The sequence below is a fragment of the Caballeronia sp. genome (assembly GCF_028292365.1).
Classification (GTDB): domain Bacteria; phylum Pseudomonadota; class Gammaproteobacteria; order Burkholderiales; family Burkholderiaceae; genus Caballeronia.
This window is the reverse complement of record NZ_JAQGMM010000268.1, coordinates 1-24,489: the sequence shown is the minus strand read 5'-3', so window position 1 is coordinate 24,489 and position 24,489 is coordinate 1. Positions and strand designations below refer to the sequence as shown.

28 protein-coding genes and 1 riboswitch are annotated in these 24,489 nt (G+C 60.1%); of the genes, 15 read left to right on the top strand and 13 right to left on the bottom strand.

The annotated features are described in order from the left end of the window. The coding region (locus tag JWR14_RS16975; protein ID WP_299708865.1) for an SDR family NAD(P)-dependent oxidoreductase at nt 1-661 on the bottom strand (661 nt) is incomplete at its 3' end. Nucleotides 662-986: 325 nt separating this feature from the next. Beyond that, nucleotides 987-1,086: riboswitch (ZMP/ZTP riboswitch) on the top strand. A 163-nt stretch (nt 1,087-1,249) separates the two neighbouring features. Between JWR14_RS16975 and glyA the strand changes: the two genes are divergently transcribed. The 6 genes from glyA (at nt 1,250) to JWR14_RS16945 (ending at nt 5,286) form a co-directional block, all read left to right on the top strand. Beyond that, the gene (gene glyA, locus JWR14_RS16970; protein WP_299708862.1) at nt 1,250-2,497 is read left to right on the top strand and encodes a serine hydroxymethyltransferase; all 1,248 of its coding nucleotides are present in this window, start codon (nt 1,250-1,252) and stop codon (nt 2,495-2,497) included. A gap of 3 nt (nt 2,498-2,500) precedes the next feature. Then, complete coding sequence (nrdR, locus tag JWR14_RS16965; protein ID WP_299708859.1) at nt 2,501-2,983, top strand: transcriptional regulator NrdR; 483 nt, start codon at nt 2,501-2,503, stop codon at nt 2,981-2,983. A 158-nt stretch (nt 2,984-3,141) separates the two neighbouring features. Continuing rightward, nucleotides 3,142-3,693: a GspH/FimT family protein gene (locus JWR14_RS16960; protein ID WP_299708856.1), complete on the top strand. Its 552-nt coding sequence runs from the start codon at nt 3,142-3,144 to the stop codon at nt 3,691-3,693. After that, nucleotides 3,690-4,190 (top strand): PilW family protein, encoded by a 501-nt coding sequence (locus JWR14_RS16955; protein WP_299708853.1) that lies wholly within the window; start codon nt 3,690-3,692, stop codon nt 4,188-4,190. Before JWR14_RS16960 ends, JWR14_RS16955 begins: the two co-directional genes overlap by 4 nt. After that, nucleotides 4,187-4,738, top strand: coding sequence for a hypothetical protein (locus tag JWR14_RS16950; protein ID WP_299708851.1), 552 nt, complete (start codon nt 4,187-4,189; stop codon nt 4,736-4,738). The genes JWR14_RS16955 and JWR14_RS16950 overlap by 4 nt, the downstream gene beginning before the upstream one ends. Then, nucleotides 4,735-5,286, top strand: a complete 552-nt coding sequence (locus tag JWR14_RS16945; RefSeq protein WP_366144555.1) for a type IV pilin protein — start codon at nt 4,735-4,737, stop codon at nt 5,284-5,286. Before JWR14_RS16950 ends, JWR14_RS16945 begins: the two co-directional genes overlap by 4 nt. Here the strand turns inward: JWR14_RS16945 and JWR14_RS16940 are convergent. The 3 genes from JWR14_RS16940 to JWR14_RS16930 all read right to left on the bottom strand — a co-directional run bounded on the left by JWR14_RS16940 (nt 5,228) and on the right by JWR14_RS16930 (nt 6,727). Next, nucleotides 5,228-5,731 carry a DUF3318 domain-containing protein gene (locus tag JWR14_RS16940; protein WP_299708874.1) on the bottom strand — a complete coding sequence of 168 codons (504 nt, stop codon included), beginning with the start codon at nt 5,729-5,731 and terminating at the stop codon, nt 5,228-5,230. The two genes, JWR14_RS16945 and JWR14_RS16940, sit on opposite strands and share 59 nt — an antisense overlap. Before the next feature lie 87 nt (nt 5,732-5,818). After that, a complete protein-coding gene (locus tag JWR14_RS16935) occupies nt 5,819-6,199 on the bottom strand; it encodes a phage holin family protein (RefSeq protein ID WP_299708849.1) in 381 nt (126 codons plus the stop codon). A 225-nt stretch (nt 6,200-6,424) separates the two neighbouring features. Beyond that, nucleotides 6,425-6,727 carry a DUF883 family protein gene (locus JWR14_RS16930; RefSeq protein ID WP_299708871.1) on the bottom strand — a complete coding sequence of 101 codons (303 nt, stop codon included), beginning with the start codon at nt 6,725-6,727 and terminating at the stop codon, nt 6,425-6,427. A gap of 399 nt (nt 6,728-7,126) precedes the next feature. Between JWR14_RS16930 and JWR14_RS16925 the strand changes: the two genes are divergently transcribed. After that, complete coding sequence (locus JWR14_RS16925) at nt 7,127-7,765, top strand: peroxiredoxin (protein WP_299708847.1); 639 nt, start codon at nt 7,127-7,129, stop codon at nt 7,763-7,765. 129 nt (nt 7,766-7,894) lie between these two features. Here JWR14_RS16925 and JWR14_RS16920 read toward each other — a convergent pair whose 3' ends face one another. Then, nucleotides 7,895-9,085, bottom strand: a complete 1,191-nt coding sequence (locus JWR14_RS16920; protein ID WP_299708845.1) for an acyl-CoA dehydrogenase — start codon at nt 9,083-9,085, stop codon at nt 7,895-7,897. Between the two features lie 99 nt (nt 9,086-9,184). On the opposite strand from JWR14_RS16920, the gene JWR14_RS16915 reads away from it, so the two are divergent. Beyond that, nucleotides 9,185-10,021: an IclR family transcriptional regulator gene (locus tag JWR14_RS16915; protein WP_299708843.1), complete on the top strand. Its 837-nt coding sequence runs from the start codon at nt 9,185-9,187 to the stop codon at nt 10,019-10,021. Between the two features lie 141 nt (nt 10,022-10,162). Next, nucleotides 10,163-10,660, top strand: coding sequence for an Lrp/AsnC family transcriptional regulator (locus tag JWR14_RS16910; protein ID WP_165092497.1), 498 nt, complete (start codon nt 10,163-10,165; stop codon nt 10,658-10,660). 44 nt (nt 10,661-10,704) lie between these two features. Here the strand turns inward: JWR14_RS16910 and JWR14_RS16905 are convergent, their stop codons facing one another. After that, nucleotides 10,705-11,214, bottom strand: a complete 510-nt coding sequence (locus JWR14_RS16905; RefSeq protein ID WP_165092496.1) for a flavin reductase family protein — start codon at nt 11,212-11,214, stop codon at nt 10,705-10,707. Between the two features lie 254 nt (nt 11,215-11,468). Between JWR14_RS16905 and msrA the strand changes: the two genes are divergently transcribed. Beyond that, nucleotides 11,469-12,029 carry a peptide-methionine (S)-S-oxide reductase MsrA gene (gene msrA, locus JWR14_RS16900; RefSeq protein ID WP_299708826.1) on the top strand — a complete coding sequence of 187 codons (561 nt, stop codon included), beginning with the start codon at nt 11,469-11,471 and terminating at the stop codon, nt 12,027-12,029. Between the two features lie 61 nt (nt 12,030-12,090). Here msrA and JWR14_RS16895 read toward each other — a convergent pair whose 3' ends face one another. The 3 genes from JWR14_RS16895 to pdxH form a co-directional block, all read right to left on the bottom strand. Then, nucleotides 12,091-13,167 carry a DUF72 domain-containing protein gene (locus tag JWR14_RS16895; protein ID WP_366144554.1) on the bottom strand — a complete coding sequence of 359 codons (1,077 nt, stop codon included), beginning with the start codon at nt 13,165-13,167 and terminating at the stop codon, nt 12,091-12,093. Nucleotides 13,168-13,229: 62 nt separating this feature from the next. Then, on the bottom strand, nt 13,230-14,444 hold the full coding sequence (locus tag JWR14_RS16890) for a cyclopropane-fatty-acyl-phospholipid synthase family protein (protein WP_299708823.1): 1,215 nt from the start codon (nt 14,442-14,444) through the stop codon (nt 13,230-13,232). 206 nt (nt 14,445-14,650) lie between these two features. Beyond that, nucleotides 14,651-15,307 carry a pyridoxamine 5'-phosphate oxidase gene (gene pdxH, locus JWR14_RS16885; RefSeq protein WP_299708820.1) on the bottom strand — a complete coding sequence of 219 codons (657 nt, stop codon included), beginning with the start codon at nt 15,305-15,307 and terminating at the stop codon, nt 14,651-14,653. A 340-nt stretch (nt 15,308-15,647) separates the two neighbouring features. Here pdxH and JWR14_RS16880 point away from each other — a divergent pair, with 340 nt between their 5' ends. Next, a complete protein-coding gene (locus JWR14_RS16880) occupies nt 15,648-16,508 on the top strand; it encodes a tRNA threonylcarbamoyladenosine dehydratase (protein ID WP_299708817.1) in 861 nt (286 codons plus the stop codon). Between the two features lie 133 nt (nt 16,509-16,641). On the opposite strand, the gene trxA is transcribed toward JWR14_RS16880, so the two are convergent. Both trxA and JWR14_RS16870 read right to left on the bottom strand, forming a co-directional pair. Then, the gene (trxA, locus tag JWR14_RS16875) at nt 16,642-17,490 is read right to left on the bottom strand and encodes a thioredoxin (protein ID WP_299708813.1); all 849 of its coding nucleotides are present in this window, start codon (nt 17,488-17,490) and stop codon (nt 16,642-16,644) included. 149 nt (nt 17,491-17,639) lie between these two features. Next, nucleotides 17,640-18,542 (bottom strand): pirin family protein, encoded by a 903-nt coding sequence (locus JWR14_RS16870; protein WP_299708810.1) that lies wholly within the window; start codon nt 18,540-18,542, stop codon nt 17,640-17,642. 179 nt (nt 18,543-18,721) lie between these two features. Here JWR14_RS16870 and JWR14_RS16865 point away from each other — a divergent pair, with 179 nt between their 5' ends. Both JWR14_RS16865 and JWR14_RS16860 read left to right on the top strand, forming a co-directional pair. Then, nucleotides 18,722-18,991 carry a hypothetical protein gene (locus JWR14_RS16865; RefSeq protein ID WP_299708807.1) on the top strand — a complete coding sequence of 90 codons (270 nt, stop codon included), beginning with the start codon at nt 18,722-18,724 and terminating at the stop codon, nt 18,989-18,991. A 259-nt stretch (nt 18,992-19,250) separates the two neighbouring features. Continuing rightward, complete coding sequence (locus JWR14_RS16860) at nt 19,251-20,135, top strand: EamA family transporter (protein ID WP_299708805.1); 885 nt, start codon at nt 19,251-19,253, stop codon at nt 20,133-20,135. 110 nt (nt 20,136-20,245) lie between these two features. On the opposite strand, the gene JWR14_RS16855 is transcribed toward JWR14_RS16860, so the two are convergent. Together JWR14_RS16855 and tsaE are read right to left on the bottom strand one after the other, a co-directional pair. Continuing rightward, a complete protein-coding gene (locus tag JWR14_RS16855) occupies nt 20,246-21,811 on the bottom strand; it encodes an N-acetylmuramoyl-L-alanine amidase (protein WP_299708802.1) in 1,566 nt (521 codons plus the stop codon). After that, nucleotides 21,793-22,359 (bottom strand): tRNA (adenosine(37)-N6)-threonylcarbamoyltransferase complex ATPase subunit type 1 TsaE, encoded by a 567-nt coding sequence (gene tsaE, locus JWR14_RS16850; RefSeq protein WP_299708799.1) that lies wholly within the window; start codon nt 22,357-22,359, stop codon nt 21,793-21,795. The genes JWR14_RS16855 and tsaE overlap by 19 nt, the downstream gene beginning before the upstream one ends. A 17-nt stretch (nt 22,360-22,376) precedes the next feature. Here tsaE and queG point away from each other — a divergent pair, with 17 nt between their 5' ends. After that, the gene (queG, locus tag JWR14_RS16845; protein WP_299708796.1) at nt 22,377-23,621 is read left to right on the top strand and encodes a tRNA epoxyqueuosine(34) reductase QueG; all 1,245 of its coding nucleotides are present in this window, start codon (nt 22,377-22,379) and stop codon (nt 23,619-23,621) included. Between the two features lie 35 nt (nt 23,622-23,656). Further along, nucleotides 23,657-24,489 (top strand): site-specific tyrosine recombinase XerD (locus tag JWR14_RS16840; RefSeq protein ID WP_299708793.1); only part of this gene is annotated, 833 nt, incomplete at its 3' end.

Below are 24,489 nucleotides of genomic sequence, written 5' to 3'. Positions count from 1 at the left end.
TGGCGATCCAGTAGATGGAGTCGGCAATGTCTTCGGCCGTCAGCGGTTGCACGTCCTTATAGACGTTGGCAGCTTTCGTGTCGTCGCCCTTGAAGCGGACGTTGGAGAATTCCGTGCCGCCACACAGCCCGGGTTCGATGTCGGTTACGCGCAACGCCGTGCCGGTCAGGTCTGCTCGCAAATTCAGGCTGAACTGGCGCACGAACGCTTTAGTCGCGCCATAAACGTTGCCGCCCGGGTAGGGGTAGGACGCTGCGATCGAGCTGAGATTGAACACGTGCCCGCGATTGCGTTCGACCATGCCAGGCAATAACGCGTGCGTGACTGTGACGAGGCCCTTGCAGTTGGTATCGATCATGTTGTTCCAGTCGTCGAGGCTCGCGCGCTGTGCCGGTTCCAGGCCGAGCGCCAGCCCGGCATTGTTGACGAGCACGTCGATCTGCGAAAAAGCGTCCGGGAGCGTTGCGATAGCCGATTTAATCGCGGATTCGTCGCGAACGTCGAGTTCAACGGGCAGCAGCGCGTCGCCGAGTTCTTGCGACAGCGCCAGCAGGCGGTCTTTGCGGCGCGCGGTTGCAATCACGCGATGGCCGCCTTTCACAAAGGTGCGGGCGATGGCTGCGCCGAAGCCGGCGGAAGCGCCAGTGACAAATACGATCATGTGCGGATTCCGGTTGTAAGGTTGCTTTGTCAGGTTACGGAAAGGGAGCTTTCACGCGGGCGGCGCCTGGGCGCTTGCGGGAAAGCCGGACAGCGTACTTCCATTGCTGCGACGCGACAAGTTGTCAGTTTTTATGTCAATGAATAATTCAATCCGGCCGGACAAGACGCCTGAGTAGCGCAAATTCCGCTCCCGGTCGGCAATTTTAGCCCCTTTGTAGCGCTTGCACGCTGCGGCCTGCGGTACTTTATGGCCTTGAAAGCACCTGTTTCAGGCGCTTTCCGGCAGTTGCCTATTCTCAGGCGGCCCATTAAACTAGGACGCTCCAGCCCTGCGTAACTGGCGACAAGGATCTTCGGATCCAAGGTGGATTAACCCACTGGGAAGCGCAGGGTGTCGTTTTGCCGTTCGCCTGGGCAGCTGAGATCCGCGCGCGCTCGTTGCGTTGTCGGTGGCTGTCCGTCTCGCGTAAACGGAGCTTCTCTCTTCCGCCTCGCTTGGGACCCATCGTGCTTCGCGCTCTTGGCGAACGCGGTGCATATGCGCACGCGCGATCCGGTCAACTGGCATCCATTCAACGGAAAACGTATGTTTGATAAAGCCCAAAGTACTATCGCCCAAGTCGATCCGGAATTGTTCGCGGCGATCGAGCAGGAAAACCAGCGCCAGGAAGATCACATCGAGCTGATCGCGTCGGAAAACTACACCAGCCCGGCTGTCATGGCAGCCCAGGGCTCGCAGCTCACGAATAAATACGCGGAAGGCTACCCGGGCAAGCGCTATTACGGCGGCTGCGAGTACGTCGATATTGTCGAGCAATTGGCTATCGACCGCGTGAAACAACTGTTTGGCGCTGAAGCCGCCAACGTGCAGCCGAATTCCGGCTCGCAAGCCAATCAGGGCGTGTTTTTCGCCATGCTCAAGCCTGGCGACACCATCATGGGCATGAGCCTGGCCGAAGGCGGCCACCTCACGCACGGCTCGCCGGTCAATATGTCGGGTAAATGGTTCAACGTGGTCAGCTACGGCCTGAACGAAGCCGAAGACATTGACTACGACAAGACCGAAGAGCTTGCCAAAACACACAAACCGAAGCTGATCGTGGCGGGCGCTTCGGCGTTTGCACTGAAGATCGATTTCGAGCGCTTGTCGAAGATCGCGAAGAGCGTTGGCGCGTATTTCATGGTCGACATGGCACATTACGCAGGTCTGATTGCGGCCGGCGTTTATCCGAATCCGGTCCCGTTCGCGGATTTCGTCACGACAACGACTCATAAGAGCCTGCGCGGCCCGCGCGGCGGCGTGATCCTGATGAAGGCGGAGTACGAGAAACAAATCAACTCGGCCATCTTCCCGGGCATTCAAGGTGGCCCACTCATGCACGTGATCGCCGGTAAGGCTGTCGCGTTCAAGGAAGCTTTGACGCCGGAATTCAAGGCGTATCAGCAACAGGTCGTGGACAACGCGCGGGTGCTGGCCGAAACGCTGGTGAAGCGTGGCCTGCGGATTGTCTCGGGCCGTACCGAAAGTCACGTGATGCTCGTCGACCTGCGCGCCAAGCACATCACCGGCAAGGCAGCGGAAGCTGCGCTCGGCAAGGCTCATATCACCGTGAACAAGAACGCGATTCCGAACGATCCGGAAAAGCCGTTTGTCACGAGCGGCGTGCGTATCGGCTCGCCGGCCATGACCACGCGCGGCTTTGGCGTGGCTGAGGCCGAGCAGGTGGGTAACCTGTTTGCCGACGTGCTGGATGCGCCGGAAGACGAAGCCAACCTCGAGCGCGTACGCGCCAAGGTCGCCGCGTTGACCAAGCAATTCCCGGTCTACGGCTAAGCGATGCGCTGCCCCTTCTGCCGGCATGAGGACACGCAAGTGGCGGATTCGCGCGTGTCGGAAGACGGGGCGGCAATTCGCCGGCGGCGGCGTTGCCCCGCCTGCGACAAACGTTTCACGACGTATGAGCGTGTGGAACTCGCGTTGCCGTCGGTAGTAAAGAAGGATGGCAGCCGCACCGAGTTCGATCGCGCGAAGATAGTGGCGAGCATGCAACTGGCGCTGCGCAAGCGCCCCGTCGCGGCGGATGCCGTTGACGCAGCCGTTGCGCGGATCGAATACCAGTTGCTTGGCAGCGGCGAGCGCGAAGTTCGCAGTGACCGTCTGGGCGAACTCGTGATGAACGAGCTGCGGCAGTTGGACACCATTGCGTACGTGCGTTTTGCTTCGGTCTACAAACGCTTTGAAGACGTGTCCGAATTCGAAGACGTGCTCGAGGAATTCCGGCGCGCCGCGCCGCGCAAAACCAGTCCCCGCAAACGCTGAGCGTTTCTGCATTTCGTTGGTCCTTTCTAGCTTGAGCCCTGTGATCGTTTCGATAGTATGTCGAAGCTTTCGCACGTCCGATACTCGACCGATCGGCTAATGGCAGACATCGAAAATTCTCTTTAGATTGAGCGTTGATTCAGTTCAATCGATAAGGAATGCAGATGAATTTAAGATGTCCGTCAGGCTTCACACTGGTCCAACTCGCGGTCGTGCTTGCAGTGATCGCTGTCGTTGCCACGTTCGCATCGCCGTCCGTTGTCGTCTGGCATAAGCGCGATCAGGTCGATGCACGCGCACGCACTATGATGTCCACCCTCACGCTGGCGCGCTCGGAAGCGATCCGGCGCGGCGCACGCGTGACCTTGTACCGGATCGATGCCTCGCACGCGTGTCTCGCGGCCAACAAGGCTTGCGACGGCGGCTTGACGGACTGGTCATGCGGATGGGCGCTATTCGCCGATCGCGGCGGCGCGCGCGTGTTGTTGCGAATGCAACCGGCGGCGAGCGGTATTGCTATTGGCGGCGCGGGGAGTGAATTGTCGTTCACGCCGCCCTCGGGCCAGGTGATCGGCGGCTTTCGCAGCTTCGACTTCAGTGCCCGCAACATCGGGTTGGCGTCGCTTGGAGTGCGCGGGCGCCGCTGTATCCGGCTCGCGGCCGGCGGCCGACCCCGGTTGACACAGGGCGCGTGCGGAGCGGCGACATGACACGTTCATTGCGCAGGGGTGGCCGGGGAGATTCACTGATCGAAGTCCTGGTCGCGATGTCGCTGACGGCCATTACGGCGCTCGGGATTATCGGCTCGCAATTGTGGCTGGCTCGCACCGAACGTTCGCTGGCGGCACGTGAGTCGGCCACGTCGATTGCAGATTCCGTTGCGGAGGGAAGCGGCAAGCCCGGGACCGGGCAGCCACTGGTCGAGGGGATCGAGCGGCTCGGGTTCGGCTACTGGCTGAAAGACGCGTTGTCCTCTGTGGACGCCGCGGCAATCTCGCGGGTACGCTGGCCGCTGGTCGTCGCCGTGGACGTGCGCGTGCTCGTGCGCGGAGACAGTGCGAGCGCGACGGCTCACCCGCGTTATATCGATCGTGATGGTGTGTCGGTCGTATCCGCGGACGGTCGTATCAGGCAAGTTTTCCGGCGCCGCATCGCACTGCGCAATGCGATGAACTCACCGAACAGTCCAGGAGCGGCGTCGTCATGAAAAAACGTATCCGCTCATGTATCCGCCTACGTAGACACTCACGCGGCATTGCGTTGCCGATCGTCTTGCTGATGTCGTCGATGCTACTGGTCACCGTCGCCGCATGGCTCGAGGCGGCGCTCGTCAGCGCGCGAACAGCAACCAATCTGGGTGAGCGCGTACAGGCATTTCACAGTGCCGACAGCGCCGTGATCCGCTGCGCCAGCATCGCGCTTGACTCTCTGCCCGAACTGAAAAGCCGTACTGATCCACTAGCCGCCGAACCGAACAAATGGCGGCTGAAGACTTCGTTCGAAGGTGCATCGGCAGTTGCAGTGATGCCGTTTGCATCATGGCCATACGCGATACGTCCGCCTCAATGCCTCATCGAAGCGTGGCCGGCCCGGGATAACGATCAAGCCGGCGCTTTTTTGATCACTGCCCGTGGTTTCGGCCGGATGGCGGACAACGAGTCGTGGCTACAGCAGGAGATTGAAATGGGTGAATGCGGCGTCGTGCGGCACTGGCGCCGCATTGTCGCAAAGCCGTTTCAGGGGAGCTCGCCATGACCATGGTTGACAAGGGCTTCACGCTGCTCGAACTGATGATCACGCTCGGTGTCGCGGCGATCATCGCGACGTTCGCCATGCCGGTTTATCGGGAACAGGTGGCAAGAGGGCATCGACTGGATGCAGTGAGCGCGCTTTATCGCGCCGCTCAATACGTGGAGCGCGCGCGAACGATTTCGAGCAATGACGTTGCTGCCAAGCTGCCGCTTGGCTTGGATCAAGCGCCCGCGTTGGGCACGCCGATTTACGTGTTGCGGATGCTCGGTGAGTCGGAGCAGAACGGCGGGCATTCGATCGAAGCGCAACCGGTGGACGCGAACGACGCGTGCGGAATCTATTCGCTGGACGCGACGGGCGTCAGGTCGAATCGGTCGGCGAAAAAATCACACCGCCCAAAGTGGCGGCGTGCTGGAGCGGAAAATGAGCGAATTGAACGAACGCTACGCCGTACAGTCTGGGCGGCCCACGCCTATCCCCGCGCCGATACCTTCACGCGTCCGGATCAACAGCCGCGTCGGGCGCCAACGGCTTGTCCGGACTCGACTTGATCTGTTGCCATACGCGATACGCCTCCCAGCCCAGCAGGCCCAGACCGCCCCACTTGAGTATCGGTTTCGCGCTGGCAATCAGGCGGGAGCGCACAGGTTTCGTGAGCACCAGCGAGGCGAAAGAACTCACAACGGGGTATTGCTTAAGCAACAGGCCCAGGCCACCGCCGCCACTGAACAGTCCGCTCAGGCCGCTTATCCGGCTCATGAATCCGCTGCCACCCGATGTCCGGCCACGTTTGCGGCGCCCCGGCATCAGCAAATTCAGGACGCTGAAATGAGAGAACTTGTAACGCAGATCGGCGCTGGCTTGCGCAAGTTCCATGCGCTCGACGTCCGCCCGCGCGATCAGCAGTTCCTTGCGCAACGCGCGCATGTGAGGCGTGCTCAGCTTGTGCGCGGTCGCTCGCTTCTGGGCTTTGAAGGTGTCGTCGTAGTGACTCATGGCGTGGCGGGCTCTTGGAAAGTCGTCGATGAATACTGTTTTGTCGTACTGCCCGGGCGTCGCCATAAGGTGAGCCCTTGGCGCACATCAGTTGAACGTGTCGCGGTCCTTCTTGAACTCGGCGAGCGTGCTGTCGAAGACGTTAGGGGCATCGAGCAGGCCGGCGCGTGCGCGGATGGCGCAAAACACGGCAACCAGCGCGTACGCAACCGTGATCCCCGCAAGCGATTGCCACCGGTACGTGTCCCAGAACGCGATCGCGACCAGCACCGTGAGCGTAATGAGCGCCATCATGGTGAGCATCATGGCGGCAAGACCGAGGAACAGTACGCCGATCAGCCGCTGCTTTTCTTCTGCGAGCTCGATGCCGATCAGTTCCAGGCGCGTTTCGAAAATGGCGAACACGGAACTGACAATGCGGCGCAACGGCCCTTGCGTATCGTGCTGAGATTGCCTTTCTGTCGTCATGGCTTGAGCGCGAGGAGCGCGTTATTTTTGGCGCGGAGGTTTCCGGCCGGGTCGCATAGCCGCGCCGGCCGGTCTAATAAGCTGGACGCCGGTCAGAAACTCCGGCGGTCCCAGGCGGTTACGGTTTTCACCGGCGAAAATAGCCCTGCAAAGTTAGCCCTGCATACAGCAAATAGCGAACCGTACCAACACCGTGGCTAACCTGGCCTCTGGGATTGGCGAGAGTTAGCGGCGATTGATCAACAAACCAACGACGACGCCTAAACCTGCAGCAATCCCGATTGATGCCCACGGGCGTTCGTGAACGAAGTCGTCGGTGGCACGAGCAGCTTTCTTGCCTTTTTCGATCACCACGACTTGTGCGTCGGCAGCCTTCTCCTTCGCTTGCTTCAAGCGGGTCAGAGCGGTCTCGCGCAACTCGGATGCACGCTCGCCTGTGGCGCTTGCGGCCTGTTTCAACAGGTCTTCGGCGTCTGCGAGAACGGTTTTGATATCCGACATGAATCGCTCCTTATTGATTTGTGACATTGATGGCTCCACACAGGTGAGGCAACGCCAATCGTACCAAAGAAGCGGTCGCAAATTGGCGTCCATCCGGCCCCTGGAACAAACCATGCAGGTTTTGTTCCTGCTGTCACAAAGCTGGTCACTGGAATGTTCAAAGGGTATTGCGCCATCGCGTAGAGGCCGGCCGTAAATGCACGGATGCACAACGCCGCATCGGGCGGATGTCGTTCCAGCCTGCGAAAGTTTCCGGCCAAGGCCGAAAAATTACAAAAATGCATGACGATGTGACGGAATGTTCGTTCGTTGGGCAGGTCTACTCCCGTATGCTTTAACTTTTGCCGAGCCCCCTGCAACCAACCTGTACCAGATCTGCACTGTGCGACGATCAACGCAGTGCATCACTTCGAGGAGAGACACATCATGAGCTTGCGTTTAGGCGACACGGCGCCCGATTTCGAACAGGATTCAAGCGTTGGCCGTATCAAGTTTCATCAATGGCTAGGCGACAGCTGGGGCGTGCTGTTTTCACATCCAGCAGATTTCACGCCGGTCTGCACCACGGAACTGGGCCTGACCGCGAAGCTGACGGGCGAGTTCGAGAAACGCAATGTGAAGGCCATTGCGTTATCAGTCGATACCGTGGAATCGCATAAGGAGTGGATCAAGGACATCAACGAGACGCAGGCAGCGAATGTCGGCTTTCCGATCCTGGCCGACGGCGACCGCAAGGTGTCGGAGCTCTACGACATGATTCACCCGAACGCGAATGTCACGCAGACGGTGCGCTCGCTTTTTGTCATCGATCCGAAAAAGAAAGTCCGCCTGACCATCACGTATCCGGCCAGCACCGGCCGGAACTTCGATGAAGTCCTGCGCGTGATCGATTCCCTGCAACTGACCGATAGCCATTCGGTCGCAACGCCGGGTAACTGGAAGCAGGGCGACGACGTAATTATCGTTCCGTCGCTGCAAGACCCGGAGGAGATCAAGCGCAAGTTCCCGAAGGGTTATAAGGCTGTGCGCCCGTATCTGCGCCTGACGCCGCAGCCGGACGAGTAAGCGCTGGCCGGAACCTGCTTCAAGTGGCAAGTGGCAAGTAAAAAATCAAAAAGCCAACGCATGAAATGCGTTGGCTTTTTGCTTCCCGGCCGACTTAAGGAGCCGGGGCAATCCCGACGAGAACGTAACTCAGAAAAACGCCTGAATTCCCGTCTGAGCGCGTCCGAGGATCAGCGCATGGATGTCGTGCGTGCCTTCGTACGTGTTCACCACTTCCAGATTCACCAAGTGGCGCGCCACGCCGAATTCGTCCGAAATGCCATTGCCGCCGAGCATGTCACGCGCCAGTCGCGCGATATCCAGCGCTTTCCCGCACGAATTGCGTTTCATGATCGACGTGATTTCGACCGCCGCCGTGCCTTCGTCCTTCATGCGGCCCAGACGCAGGACGCCTTGCAGTCCGAGGGTGATTTCCGTCTGCATGTCGGCGAGTTTCTTCTGAATCAACTGGTTCGCGGCAAGCGGACGGCCAAACTGCTTGCGATCCAGCGTGTATTGACGAGCCATGTGCCAGCACGCTTCGGCCGCGCCCAACGCACCCCACGCGATCCCATAGCGCGCGGAATTCAGGCAGGTGAACGGGCCTTTAAGCCCGCTCACGTTCGGCATCAGGTTTTCTTCCGGCACGAAGACTTCGTCCATCACGATCTCGCCGGTAATCGACGCCCGCAAGCCGACCTTGCCGTGAATGGCCGGCGCGCTTAAGCCCTTCCAGCCTTTCTCCAGGATGAAACCGCGAATCAGATCACGGCCTTCCTCTTCCAGCTTCGCCCACACGACGAAAACATCGGCGATCGGCGAATTCGAGATCCACATCTTCTGGCCGGAGATCGAAAAACCGCCGTCCACCTTCTTGGCGCGCGTTGTCATGCTGGCGGGGTCGGAGCCGGCGTTCGGCTCGGTGAGCCCGAAGCACCCGATCCATTCGCCGGTCGCCAGCTTCGGCAGATACTTTTGCTTCTGCGCTTCGGTGCCGAATGCGTTGATCGGCACCATGACGAGCGACGATTGCACCGACATCATCGACCGGTAGCCCGAATCCACGCGCTCAACTTCGCGCGCGATCAAGCCATAGCTGACGTAGTTGAGACCGGGACCGCCGTACTGTTCGGGAATGGTCGGGCCAAGCAGGCCGAGTTCGCCCATCTCACGGAAGATCGCCACGTCCGTGTGTTCGTTGCGGAACGCGTCGAGCACGCGCGGCTGCAGCTTGTCCTGCGCGTAGGCATGCGCGGCGTCGCGGATCATGCGTTCTTCGTCGCTGAGTTGCTGGTCGAGCAGCAACGGATCTTCCCAACTAAAACGGGCGTCATCGGCCATGTTGTTTCTCCTGTTTCCTCTGTTCCTGATTTTAGGACTTGACTGATGTTCCGCTAAGCGGAACAATGTTTTGCAAATCAGAACTGAGTCTAGCATCCGATGCCGATAACTTCCATCCGAAATTCCGAGTCGCTAAAGTCTTCTGAATCGTCTGCGGAGTCTCCCGATTCATCAGAAGGAATCGATGAACGCAAGTTTGTCGTCGCGCTCGCCCGCGGCCTGGAGATGCTGCGCGCATTTCGTCCGGGCGAGACCTTGCTGGGAAATCGCGATTTCGTCGATAGAACCGGCTTGCCCAAAGCCACCGTCAACCGGCTTGCGTACACGCTGACCACGCTGGGTTATCTGCGTTTCGACGAACCGGCCGGCAAATACGCGCTCGACACGGGCGTGCTGTCGCTGGGATTCGCGTTGCTGGCGGGCGCCGATGCGCTCGAACTGGCGCGCCCGCACATGCGGGTGCTCGCGCGGGAAATTGGCGCGGCGGTGTCGTTGGGGTGCCGCGACGGGCTCGACATGATCTACCTGGAAACCATCCGTAGCGAGACGGCGCTGACATTGGGTCTTGCGCCGGGTTCACGGCTGTCGATGCTGACCAGCTCAATGGGGCGCGCGTATCTGGCGGTGCAGGAGCCGGATCAGCAGGCGGCTTTGCTCGAAGAACTCGGCGCGGCGGCCGCGAAGAAAGGCGAAGACGGCGCGCGGCTGGTGAAGGCGGCCAAAGAGGCGATCGACGATTACGCCCGCGATGGCTGTTGTTATTCGTTTCGCGACTGGCATGCCGATGTGAACGCCATCGCTGCACCTTTACGCGATATTCGCAACGGCCGCTGGCTCGTTCTGAGCAGCAGCGGGCCGGCATCGTCGATGGACGAAGCCTATTTCCGCAATATTGTTGCGCCCAAGCTACGGACGCTAGCGGCGCGACTGGCGTGAAGGACGCCTGATTGAGCCCGAATAAAGCTGCTTAATAGCGAAATCGGGTCAAAATCGGTCAAAAAGTGATTTAGAAATAACATCCCAAAAACACGGCTCTTAGAACATAATTCGATGAAACAGCCGCAGGGAGACTAAAAAATGACCGGGTTCTCGCTGGACGCAACGGATTGCCGTATTTTGTCGGTGCTGCAAGAAGATGGACGCATCAGCAACCTCGATCTGGCAGAGCGGATTTCGCTTTCGCCGTCAGCGTGTCTGCGCCGCATGCGACTGCTCGAGGAGGAAGGGGTAATCGCGAGCTATCGCGCGTGTCTGGACCGGGAACGGCTGGGCGTGGAACTGGAGGCTTTCGTCCATGTTTCCATGCGCAACGACCAGGAAAACTGGCACGAGAAATTCGCAGCCGCCGTACGGGAATGGCCGGAAGTGGTGGGTGCGTTTGTTGTGACCGGCGACACCCATTACGTGCTGCGGGTGCTTGCACACAATCTCAAGCACTACTCGGACTTCATCCTGAGCAAGCTGTACAAGGCGCCCGGTGTGATCGATATCCGCTCGAACATCGTGCTTCAGACCATGAAGGACGAAGCGGGCGTGCCGGTCGCCCTGATCGACAGAACCGGCAGCGTGTCTTGATCGGGGTTCGTTGATCCAGGTCCAAGACCGGCTGAACTAGCCGGTTACAGCGATCCAAGTGTATGAAACTGCCCCGCCTGAAACACGAGCGGGGCAATCTCCGCTGCATTTTCATGCACGCCGCATCGCTCGACCTGACCCACGAAGATCACGTGATCGCCTTCCTGATAACGGCTGCGGTTGTGGCATTCGAACCACGCGAGCGCACCGTCGAGCACCGGCATGCCGGTGTCGCCCGCGGCGTGTGACACGCCGGCAAAACGGTCGCCCTTGACCGTCGCAAAGCGTTTGCAAAGATCGACTTGCGTCGCGGCCAGCACGTTGACTACGTAGTGACTATTGGCCTGGAATACCGGCATCGATGCGGATTTGGTTGCAAGGCTCCACAGCACGAGCGGCGGATCGAGCGAAACAGAATTGAACGAACTGGCGGTAATGCCGATCAACTGCCCGGACTCGGTGCGCGTGGTGATCACGGTGACGCCGGTGGCAAACTGGCTGAGAGCGTCGCGGAAAGCGGTGGCGTCGAAATTCGGTGGATTAGCGCGTTTCATCGGGATGGGTTCAGGTTCGACAGTATCGGCGGAATCCAGGCGGCAAACCATAGGTAACAATGAGCCGGATGAAGTTTTCGAAGTCATCGGAGGATTGGCGATTGTTACGATTCTATCGGAATCGACTCGTTCGCCTCTGTGCTAAAGGCCGTACAGGCAACGCGGACAACCGAAAACCAGTAAGCTGGCAGGGTTGATTCACAGGCTTCCGCACGCATTTGTCAGCTCTCGCGGAACACGAACCAGGAGCCAGCATGACGCAACATGACGAGCAGGCAAAGCGCGAAACCGCCACCATTGGCGGCGGATGTTTTTGGTGTACCGAAGCGGTTTTTTTAGGCGTTGAAGGCGTGCTGTCGGTGGAGTCGGGTTACGCCGGCGGCCAGGTGAAGGACCCTACGTATGAGCAAGTCTGCGACGGCACGACCGGTCACGCGGAAGTCATCAAGGTGGAATTCGATCCGGCGGTGATCGGGTATCGCAACGTGCTGGAAATTTTCTTTGCGACTCACGATCCAACGCAACTCAACCGGCAAGGCAATGACGTTGGCACGCAGTACCGGTCGTCCATCTTCACGCACTCTGACGAACAGCGGAAGATCGCGCTCGAAGTGATCGATCAATTGCAGAAAGACGGCATTTTCGACGGCAAGATCGTGACTGAAGTCACGCCGCTGAACGGCAATTATTTTCCGGCCGAGGACTATCACCAGAACTACTTCGAGCAGCATCCGAACCAGGGATACTGCGCGTTCGTGGTCGCGCCGAAGGTGGCGAAGTTCAGGCAGAAGTTCGCGCATCGGCTGAAACGCTGAGCGTTTGAGTTTCTGAGCGGCAATGGATGAAGATGGGCTTCGCGAAATCGAAGCCCGTTTTTTATTCCCGCGGCATCCCGGCCGCCAGATACATCGCGATCTTGAAACAGGTCAGCGGCGCTGAACCCTCCGCCTTGTTGTTCACCGCGATCACCACCGGCTGGCCTGCGAGCGCGTAGCGCAGCGCGAGTTCGGCGAGTGCTTCGTGCGTGTCCGGATCTTCATCGACGAGTTTATCGAACGGCTCGTACTTCGCTTTCGCCTGCTCGTATTTGAAGCCGCCGTGCAGACTCCAGCGCACGATCAGCGGCCCGAGCCCACCTTCGTCCAGCAGCGCGAGCGCCTTTGCCTGGCGCCGTGGATCCGGCATGCGTGCGTGAATGCCGACGCAATACCGCACCTTTGCCTCACGCAGCACGCGGATAAACCGAGGCGTCAGCATGATGGCGTCGCGCAATTCCACCGCGTAGCAACTTTCACCCGGCAACGGTGGTAACGCGTTGAGAAACGCGGACAAGCGCTCGAGGAATGCGGTCGGATCGACGATCAGCGCGTCCGGCAATGGCGGAATCTGGAACACGAGCGCGCCGGCTTTTTCGCCCAGACCGGCAATGCACGGCTGCACGAATTCATCGATGGCAATTTGCGCGTTCAGGAAGGCGGGGTTATCGCCGGCGGGTGCGCCTTTGTCGCCGCGGACGGTAGCATCGGTGACAGAGGCCGGCGCTTTTACGATGAAGCGGAAGTGGGCCGGCACCTGGTTCGCATAGCGCGCATAGTCCGCCACTGACAACGGCCCGTAGAACGAACGGTCTATCGACACACACCGCAGCAACGGATGCGCGCCGAGCGCGTTGAGGCCATCGCGGGAAAGCTTCTGGGACGAGTATTCGTCGCCATAGACGATGTCACGCCAGCCGGGAAACGACCACGTCGAGGGGCCGATATGAACGGTGTCCGGAAGGCGAAGAGCTAACGCGTGATGTTCAGGCGCGGCGACAGCGGGCAAGACGCCGCCGCGTGATTTCGGTTTTGTGTGAGACGGTGCAGCAGAAGCAGGTTTGCTATGTCCCGTTTCCGGCTCGTCCGCCGCGCCGAACAAATCGACCTGCGGCGCGGATTGCGCGTGCGGTTCCAAGCCCGCATCCGGTTCGTCGCCGGATGCGGGTTCATGAGGAGCGGCAGAATCAGGCGCTGAACTCAGAGCGGTTTATCGTAGATATAACGGCGCGACCACGGCAGCGTTTTCGCGCTGCGCCCGGCCTTGCGGCACACGATCTGATAAATCGACACGTCGTCGTTCTCGAACGCGTATGCACAACCCGCAAGATACACGCGCCAGATGCGGAATTTTTCATCGTCGACGAGTGCCTTTGCCTGCTCCGCCTTCGCTTCGAAATTCTCCGCCCAGATGTCGAGCGTGCGCGCGTAGTGACGGCGCAGGCTTTCCACGTCGACGGCTTCCAGGCCGCCTTCCTGCAGCGCTTCGAGCGCAAGCCCGATGTGCGGCAGCTCCCCGTCCGGGAACACGTACCGGTCGATAAACTCGCCGCCGCCAAGCGCCGTCTCGCCGCTGTCGAAGTCGGTCGACGTGATGCCGTGGTTCATCGCAATGCCGTCGTCGACCAGCAGTTCGCGCACCTTGGCGAAGTAGCCGGGCAGGTTCTTGCGGCCGACGTGCTCGAACATGCCGACGCTGGTGATCCGGTCGAACTGGCCTTGCACGTCGCGATAATCCTGCAGGCGGATCTCGATCTGGCCTTCCAGCCCGGCGTCTTTCACGCGCTTCGTGGCGAGATCGAACTGGTTCTGCGAGAGCGTGACGCCCACGCATTTCGCCCCGAATTTCTGGGCGGCGCGCAAGACGAGCGCTCCCCAGCCACAGCCGATGTCCAGCAAGCGCTGGCCCGGCTGCAACTGGATCTTCGTGAGGATGTGGTCGATCTTCTTGATCTGCGCGGTCGCGAGATCTTCATCGCCGTTCTCGAAATACGCGCACGAGTAGACCATGTTCTTGTCGAGCCACAGCTCGTAGAACTCGTTCGATACATCGTAGTGGTACTGAATGGCCTTCTTGTCCGACGCCTTCGTATGATTGAAGTAGCGCCGTACGCGCGCCAGCTTGCCCGCGCTCGTGACCGTGTTCTTGGCCAGCCCGTAGCCAATATTGATGATGTCCGACAGCTTCCCTTCGATATCGATCTTGCCCTTCACATAGGCTTCACCGAGGTTGTCGAGACTCGGTTCGAGCAGATAGGGCAGGGCGGTCGCGCTCTTCACGTGTAGCGTGACTTGCGGTGCCGCGAAACTTCCGAAGTCGTGTTGCTGTCCATCCCACAGTACCAGCCGGGCGGGCAGGTTTGCCCGGTCCCGAATGTCCTGCACCCACTGCGTCAGCTTTTTCTCCCAAAACATGCTCGTTCTCCGCGCTCAGATGAAAATGAAGCTAAACCGGGTCGATTGCACTGCACGTTTTCCACATTGTTCGCGATGCCTTGTTGCTTGCCCTTCGTCCCTTGCCCTTCACCGCCCGCACACGCCGCAACGAGACGCGTTTTTAACGCGGGTCCGGTCAATACGGGTCCACAAGGAACCCGGTGAAAGTCGAAGTCTTGCTAAGGCTAAGGCGATAGGCGGACGATTTGCCATTGCTGGCCGTTACCGCCGAGCGTGTGTGCAGCACGTTTATAAACGACACGGTCATGCAACCGTGACGGACGGCCCTGCCAGAATTCGATGGTGTCGGGAACGAGCCGGTAGCCGCCCCAATGTGGCGGACGCGGCGGGTTGTCACCGTATTTCGCAATCAATTCGCGCTCGCGGGCTTCAAGCACCGCGCGGCATTCGATCACTTCACTCTGCTCCGACGCCCACGCGCCTATTCGCGATCCAAGCGGGCGCGACGCGAAATACGCATCGCTATCTTCCGGACTTGTCTTGACGACGGAGCCCTCGATACGCACTTGGCGTTCGAGTTCGATCCAGTAAAACAGCAGGCTCGCGGCGGGGTTGCTCGCGAGTTCATGACCCTTGCGGCTGAGGTAATTCGTGAAAAATACGAAACCCCGGTCGTCTACGCCCTTGATGAGCACGATGCGTGCCGAAGGGCGTCCATGCTCGTCGACAGTCGCGAGCGTCATGGTATTGGGTTCGGGTAATTGTGCGTCGAGCGCCTGCGCGAACCACGTTTCGAATTGTCGAATCGGGTTGGGATCCACGTCGGATGTTTCCAGCGATCCGAGGGAATAATTCTTTCGAAGATCAGCGAGGGTCGTCATTTTTTATGCAAACGCTTCAATCGCATTAGTATAGCCAAGGTCATCAAATTCTGCGCTTTACTGCCAATGTCCCTTTGATCTTGAATGATTTAGATCATGATCCCGGGCGATAGAATTTGACTCAATTCAGCAATTATTTTCATTTTGCTTTCAAAAACTGGTCGGTGATTTCTTACGTCCAATCATCGATAAGGCAGAATACGCAATTCGGCGAATTCTTGCTGATATCCGGTTCTATCGTTGTGATAGCGCGTCAGCGCGGACCGGTGCCGTTCGCCGATTTCCCGATGCTTCCGTGCCTTGTTTTTGCTTGTTCTGCCACCCTGCCGGCTACCTCATCATGACCGCTTTTCCTGCCTCTGCCGACACTTTAAATCTTACCTCCGCCACACCGGAGTTTGAAGCCGCCGACCGCGCCCGGCGCTTTGGCGGCGTGGCGCGCTTGTATGGCCCGGCTGGTCTTGCGGCGTTCGAACGCGCGCATGTTGCGGTGATCGGGATTGGCGGCGTGGGCTCGTGGACGGTCGAAGCGCTGGCGCGCAATGCGATCGGGCGCCTGACATTGATCGATCTCGACAACGTGGCCGAAAGCAATACGAACCGTCAGGTGCACGCGCTGGATGGCAACTACGGCAAGGCCAAGGTCAGCGCGATGGCCGAGCGGATTCACCTGATCGATCCGGCGTGCCGCGTGGAGCAGGTCGAAGATTTTATCGAGCCCGCGAATTTCGGTTCGGTGCTGGGCGGCGGTTTCGATTTCGTCGTCGATGCAATCGACAGCGTGCGTACGAAAACCGCGCTAATTGCATGGTGTGTAGAGCATGGACAGCCGTTGATCACCGTTGGCGGAGCGGGAGGACAGCTCGATCCAACACGGATTCGTATCGATGATCTGGCGCTCACGATCCAGGACCCGTTGCTCTCGAAAGTGCGCGGGCAACTGCGCAAATTGCACGGCTTTCCGCGCGGACCAAAAGCGAAGTTCAAGGTGAGCGCGGTCTATTCCGACGAGCCGTTGATCTATCCGGAAGTACTCGTTCTCGACACCAGCGAGGCGGCGGGATCGGGAGATACGGTGCCCGCCGTCGCGGGACCAGTTGGACTGAATTGCGCGGGGTTTGGATCGAGTGTCTGCGTGACGGCCAGTTTCGGATTCGCCGCCGCCGCGTATGTCTTAAGAAATATTGCGGGCCGAGCTTAAACGTCGCGCAAGTTAGAAAATGGCCGCTTTCAAGCGGCCATTTTTCAAAATGCCTTTCTCGTCTATATCAATTTAAACTATTTGAAAGGTTTTAGCTCTAGACGCTTAATGCCTCAGTTCGCATCAGTTTCTGCTAATTAATGGCCGCGCTCAATTTGCGGCGCCATTGCGAAACCACTTCTGGCTGATGCGCCGCCAGGTCGAATACCGACAGCATGGTTTTGCGGCCCACGTCGTCCATGAACTTGCGGTCGCGCGTCACGATCGCGAACAAATGCTCCAGCGCGCCGTTGTAGTCGCGGCCGGCAATCAGCCGGTTGGCCAACGCGAAACGGGCCTCCAGATCGTCAGGATTGGCGTTCACGGCGTCGATCAGGGCGTCGGCGGGCGGCAGGCTCTCCGCAGCATCGGCGGCGTCCAGTTCGGTCTTTAGCGCGTTGTAGCGAGCGTCGATCCCCTGCGTGGTTTTCGGCGACAGCAGCTTCTCTTCATTCCGTGCTTCGTCTGTGCGGCTCGCGGCAAGCAGCCACTCGATCAAGTCCAGTCGCGCGTCGTCATAACCGGGGTCCAGTGCGAGCGTCGCCTTGATATGGTCGATGGCGAGATCGGTGTCGCCTGCCTCGTAGGCCGCATGCGCGGCACGTCGCTCGGCTTCCGCGCCGTCCGGAACCAGTTTGTCGATGAATTCGCGCAACTGGCCCTCCGGCAGCACACCGATGAACTGGTCAACGGCATGGCCGTCCGCGAACGCGACCACGTGCGGAATGCTGCGCACCTGGAAGTGCTGCGCCAATTCCGGATTTTCATCTACGTTGACCTTCACCAGCTTCCACTTGCCCGCGCCTTCTGCTTCCAGCCGCTCGAGCATCGGACCGAGCGTCTTGCACGGACCGCACCACGGCGCCCAGAAATCGACGAGCACCGGCGCAAGCGTGGACGCGGCGATTACGTCCTGTTCGAACGTGGCGAGTGTTGTATCCATGGTGTTCCTCCAAAAACGCTTAAACGATGAACAATTCGAGATGAACGATTATCTTGGGGCAACACGGCCGAGTTCAACCGGGTGCATGCCTGATTCAGCCGCGGGGTCGGGGCCCAGGGCTCGAACCGGGGGCTCACAAGTTCCAGGCCTCAAGTTTCTTCAGGCGGATTGGCTTGGCGGCGCGGCGGTGGCAACGGAATGAACTCGGTTTCGCCGGGGACCTGCCCGATCCGCTGTTCGCTCCACGCCAGTTTTGCCGCCTCGATTTTTTCCCTCGAACTGGAGACGAAATTCCACTCGATGAAGCGCGGGCCGTCCAGCGGCGCGCCGCCCAGCAACATCGCGATGGCGCCTTCCGTACTGCGCAGATCGGCGGAAAACCCCGGCTTCAACACGGCCATCTGGCCGGCGGGCAGCGCATCTCCGTCAATGGAGAGATCGCCTTCCAGCAGATACACCCCGCGCTCCTCATGTTCCGTGTCGAGCGTCACGGCGCTATTCGCCGAAAATTGCGCCGCGACGTAAAGGGTGGGAGAGAACGTGGTGGTCGGCGCCGTTTCGCCGAAGGCGCTCCCCGCAATCACCCGCAAGGTCACGCCATTGCTTTCGAGTTGCGGCAGGGTTGCGGCCGGATGATGTTCGAACGACGGCGCACACTCCTCTTCCGCTACGGGTAACGCAACCCATGTCTGGATGCCATGCATGTTCTGCCCGGCGGCGCGTTCCTCGTCGGGCGTGCGTTCCGAATGCACGATGCCGCCGCCGGCCGTCATCCAGTTCACGTCGCCAGGCGAGATCTTCTGGACCGAGCCGACGCTGTCGCGATGCATGATCGCTCCCTCGAAGAGATACGTGACCGTCGCGAGGCCTATGTGCGGGTGGGGGCGCACGTCCAGCCCGACGCCGGGCACGAGCGTTGCAGGGCCGATATGGTCGAAGAAAATGAACGGTCCGATAGTGCGGGCAGCCAGTGCAGGCAGTACCCGACGCACCATGAGGCCGCCGACGTCGTGCTGATGCGGCTTGAGGAACGCTTGGATTGTGGAAGACATAAGGACGTCCGGGTTGCGTGCTCGGAACTGCAATTCTACTGGGCGCCGTGTGGGAGCACGCAAGCGGTATCCGTGCGATAGGCCATTCGGCAGGACATTCACGCGTGCAACTTTCGATGGACCGTTTCGATACACCCTTGCGATAGATCTTTCCACCTAGCCTAAACAGGAACTTCACCATGACGAAGAACACGCTTTTGATCGCTGTAGCCGCCGGACTGTTCGCCACCACCGGCGCCTACGCCCAAACGTCGAACGGTGATTCATCGACCGCGCCGGCAATGCAAGGCGCCGATTCGTCCGATGCCGCCTCCGCGCCGGTGAAAAAGCACAAGATGCGCAAGCATGCGAACCCGCAGTCGTCGGTCGGGCAATCGGCTAACCCGAGCAAAACGCCCGCGGTGGAAACGGGCGCGAGTGCCGCGACGGAGAACGGTCAAAGCAAGTAGGTTTGGAGCGCCGCGGGCGTTCAGGTTCAAGAGGTTGAGGTTCAAGGAAAAAGCGCTTGCGCCCTAACCGGCACAAGCGCTTTTTCCGTTGGTCCGCCACGCGAGATAGCCTTATCCGAATGGGCTATGGCGTCAGTTTGTGCAGCGCATTTGCAAAATCGTCCGCTACAGTGTCGAATTGCTTTCGATCTGAATTCGGGGCTTCCGGGCTCCGGTCTGATTCTGAAGGCAGCTTCGAAATAAACTCACGGAGACGGCGATGTCGCCCAAGGATTTGTTGTCCGCGCTGATTGTCATTCTCGCCTGGGGCGTGAACTTCGTCGTGATCAAGGTGGGCCTGCACGGCGTTCCGCCCATGCTGCTTGGCGCCTTGCGCTTCGCTCTGGTCGCTTTCCCGGCCGTGTTCTTCGTCAAGCGCCCGGCTATTCCGTTTCGCTGGCTGTTCGCTTATGGCGCGACCATCTCGTTCGGGCAATTCGTGCTGCTTTTCTACGCCATGTCTGTTGGCATGCCCGCCGGGCTTGCGTCGCTGGTGTTGCAGGCGCAGGCGTTTTTCACGCTGATCTTCGCGGCCATGATTCTGGGTGAAGGCTTTCGGGCGCCGAACGTCGTGGGTTTGCTGATCGCGGCGTGCGGGCTGGCTGTGATCGGCGTTCAGGCGGGCCATGCCATGACCGTTGCCGGCTTCCTGCTCACGCTCGCGGCGGCGTCCATGTGGGGCATGGGCAATGTGATCACGAAGCGCATGGGCAAGGTCGACCTGTTGTCACTCGTTGTGTGGGCAAGCCTGGTGCCGCCACTGCCGTTCCTCGCGCTTTCTCTGGCGGTGGAGGGGCCCGCGCGCATTTCGGCTAGCTTGTCCGGCATTTCGCTCACGTCGGTCCTGGCGATCGTTTATCTCGCGTTTATTGCGACGATGCTCGGCTATACGTTGTGGGGAAAGCTGCTGGCGCGTTATCCGGCCAGTCAGGTTGCTCCGTTTTCGTTGCTCGTGCCCATTGTCGGGTTGGCTTCAGCGGCATTGCTGCTTGATGAAGGGCTGAGCCCGATGCAATTTGTGGGAGCGGTGCTGGTGATGGCCGGACTAGTTGTGAATGTGTTCGGCGGATGGTTGAGGCAGCGGTTTTTATCGGCGGCGCGTTAGGGTCAAAGCGAAAGCAGGCGGGGTAAAGGCCGGCGCGGTTTGCTCGCTCCGGCCTTTACCTGCTTGTAGCCCAGCGCCGCTTGTAGCCCAGCGCGAGCGAACCTGGCTATTTACGTCATCCGGCTCTTTGCGAGCGGCGGGTTGGCCGCGAAATAACGCTTGATGCCCTTCATGATCGCGTTAGCCATCTTGTCGCGATAAGCGTCGTCGTTCAGGCGCTGTTCCTCTTCGGGGTTACTGATAAACGCGGTTTCCACCAGGATCGACGGAATATCCGGCGCTTTCAACACCGCAAAACCGGCTTGTTCCACCGAGCCCTTGTGCAGCTTGTTGATATCGCCAATCTCGTTCAGCACGAAATTGCCGTAGCGCATGGAGTCGCGAATCTGAGCGGTCGTCGACATGTCGAACAACGCCCGGTTGACGCTGGCGTCCTGGGTCGTCACATTGATGCCGCCAATGGAGTCCGACGAGTTTTCCTTGTTCGCCATCCAGCGCGCGGCTGCACTTGAAGCACCGTGATCGGAAAGTGCGAACACCGATGAACCGCGCGCCGAGGGCGTGGTGAACGCATCGGCGTGAATGGAAACGAACAGGTCCGCACCCACTCGACGCGCTTTCTGCACACGCACATTGAGCGGCACGAAGAAGTCGGCGTCGCGCGTCATCATGGCGCGCATGTTCGGCTGGGCATCAATCTTCGCGCGCAGCTTCTTCGCGACATCGAGGGCAATGTGCTTCTCGTACGTTCCGCCGCTGCCGATCGCACCCGGATCTTCGCCGCCGTGGCCCGGGTCGATCGCGACAGTGAGCAGGCGCGTTGTGCCGGACTTGGTGCTCTTCGGATTGGAGAAGCTGTAGTCGTCGCTGGTGTCGCTGCCGGACGGGCTATCCTGGTTCGCCAAGGCCGTAGGCGGTGCAGATTTGACCGTAGGCCGGGGCTTCGGAACCGCTGCAACAGGCGGCACGGGTATTGACGGAGAAGATGGAGAAGACGGCGAGGGCGCGCGCGGCAGATCGGACTGCGCATACTTCTGGAAAAATTCGTCCGTGTTGTCCGGCGCGTTCGTTTTCGGAGGCGTGGCGGGGCCGCTCAGCGTGGCGGGCGGCGGTGTTGGGTTCGGGTTGGACTGATCGAAGGTTTGTTGTTTGTGCTCGGACTGAGCGAGCAAATCCATCAGCGGGTCGGGAGCAACAGCCGGATACAAATCGAAGACCAGCCGATACTTGTAGCTGCCAATCGGCGTCAGCGTGAATACTTGCGGCTTCACGGACCCCTTCAGGTCGAACACCATCCGGACCACATGAGGCTGATATTGTCCGATGCGCACCGACTGGATTTGCGGGTCGTTCGGCGTGATCTTCGAGACGAGATCCTTCAGTTCCTGATCGAGGTCGAGTCCATTCAGGTCGACCACCAGCCGGTCCGGACCCTGCAGCAGTTGCTGAGTGTTTTGCAGCGGCTGATCGGATTCGATCGTGACCCGCGTGTAATCGCGGGCGGGCCACACGCGCACACCCAGCACCGAACTCGCGTAGGCGAGCTTCGGTCCGAGCAGCGCGAGCGCGATAGTCGAAGCACCCGCGCGCAGCACTTGGCGCCGCCGCCAGTTGTGCGAGGCCGTGGCGGTCGATTCGATCGAATGAAACGGCTTGATCAACAACTTTCGAGACATGACTTTCCTGTTTTGCTAAACGCGCGCGCTGTCAGCACGCGGCCTTCGCCTTCCTGTTCCAGCGTGAATTCGAGATCCGGCACACCCAGCAGACCGCCCGCGCGTTGCGGCCATTCGACCAGGCAGATCGCGCCTGCGTCGAAGTATTCGCGAAAGCCGGCATCGGCCCATTCGGCTGGATCGGCAAAGCGATAAAGATCGAAGTGATAGAGCTCGAGCGGACCCGTTTCCGTAGCAAGCGAGTAGGGTTCGATAAGCGTGTAAGTGGGGCTGCGCACGCGGCCTGCATGACCGAGGGCGCGCAGCGTCGCGCGCACCAGCGTGGTTTTGCCCGCGCCCAGGTCGCCGATCAACTGGACCTGCAAACCGGGAAAACGTTCGTTCGGAGTGGTCGAATTTCGTGAATCGTTCAGTCCGCGGGCCTGCAGTATTGCCTGCGCGAAGCGGCCACCGAAGGCGAGCGTCGCGTCTTCGTCGGGCAGGTCGAAGCGGCGTTCGAGCAGCGCGGCGGGAGGGTTTGCAAACGATCGAGTGAGGCTGTCGGGCATTCTCGTAAAATGTCGTGATGAACCGTTTGCCGGAACACCCTGTGGAACGCGAGAGCGCGTCAGACGACGCCGTCGCGGACACGCGCCACTTCAGACTTGACGACGAAGCCGCGCTGGCTGAACTCGCGCTACGCATCAAGGCGTGGGGGCGCGAGCTGGGGTTCGCTGCAGTCGGCGTCAGCGACGCCGACTTGACGGAAGCCGAAGAAGGCCTGGCTTCATGGCTCGAAGCAGGCTATCACGGCGAGATGGATTATATGGCCAAACATGGGATGAAACGCGCAAGGCCAGCCGAGCTTGTGGCCGGCACGCGACGTGTTATTACAGTTCGAATGGCCTATCTGCCGGCATCGACGCTCGACGGCAAGGCACGCGAAAGTGCCGCGACAGCCGACGGTCAGGCAATGGACTGGCGCGCGGCGGAATGGGCTCGAATCGACGATCCCGCGGCGGCGGTTGTATCTGTCTACGCTCGCGGCCGGGATTATCACAAGGTCATGCGCAACCGCTTGCAGCAGTTGGCCGAGCGCATAGAAGCCGAAATTGGCGCGTACGGGTATCGCGTATTCACGGATTCCGCGCCCGTTCTCGAGGTCGAATTGGCACAAAAAGCGGGTAACGGCTGGCGCGGAAAACACACGCTGTTGCTGGATAGCGATGCCGGGTCGCTGTTTTTTATCGGCGAGATCCTGGTGGATATCCCGCTGCCTCCTGACGCTTTGACCCATCCCGATCAAGCGCCCGAACACGACGGCGCGCATCGCGGAAGCTGTACGCGGTGCATTGATGTGTGCCCGACCGGGGCGATCGTCGGGCCGTATCGTGTGGATGCGCGCCGTTGCATTTCGTATCTGACCATCGAGCTCAAAGGCAGCATTCCCGAAGACATGCGGCCGCTGATCGGCAATCGGGTTTATGGTTGCGACGATTGCCAGCTCGTGTGTCCGTGGAACAAGTTCGCGCAGGCGGCGCCGGTCGCGGATTTCGATGTACGCCACGGGCTCGATCGCGCGTCGCTCGTGATGCTGTTTGGCTGGAGCGCCCATGATTTCGATGAACGCATGCAGGGCAGCGCAATTCGCCGCATCGGACACGAGCAATGGTTGCGTAATATTGCGGTGGCGATGGGAAACGCGTTGCGCTCGTCGGCTTTGGGCGCGGAAGAGCGCTCGGCAATACGCGATGCCTTGAATGCCCGGGCCGCGGATGAATCAGGGCTGGTCCGGGAACACGTCGAATGGGCGCTGCGCCAGGAAGCATGACCTCACGTATGACCTCACGCTTACAGGAAAAATCAATGGAAGTGACCGAGGCAGAACGCGCACCGGAACTCATGTCGAGCAGTGCATCGATCGATCTTTTTTGCGACGCGCTCTGGCTGGAACATGGTCTCGCCAAGAACTCACTCGAAGCGTATAGGCGCGATTTGCGCTTGTTCTCCGAGTGGTTGTCGAAGACGCGCGGCGGCACTGTCGATACAGCCACCGAAGCCGACATGAACGGCTATCTCGCCGCCCGCCGTGCGGACAAGGCAACGTCCGCGAATCGGCGGTTATCGGTTTTTCGACGCTACTACGCTTGGGCATTGCGAGAGCATCGCGCGCCCGCCGATCCTACGCTTAAGCTGCGTTCGGCCAAACAGGCCCCGCGCTTTCCCAAGACCTTGAACGAAGCCCAGGTCGAGGCGTTGCTGAACGCGCCCGATGTGGAAACCGCGCTTGGGCTACGCGACCGGACCATGCTTGAGCTGATGTACGCGAGCGGCCTGCGTGTGACCGAACTCGTGACGTTGAAAACGGTGGAAGTGGGCTTGAACGAAGGCGTGGTGCGCGTGATGGGCAAGGGGTCGAAGGAGCGCCTCATCCCGTTCGGGGCGGTCGCGCACGACTGGATCGAGCGCTATTTGCGCGAATCGCGGCCGGTATTGCTGGGCGCTCGCGCCGCCGATGCGCTGTTCGTCACCACGCGTGGCGAAGGCATGACGCGCCAGCAGTTCTGGAACATCATCAAGCGCCACGCGTTCACCGCCGACGTGCGCGCGCCGCTTTCACCCCACACCTTGCGGCACGCGTTCGCCACGCATTTGCTGAATCACGGGGCCGATTTGCGCGTGGTGCAAATGCTGCTTGG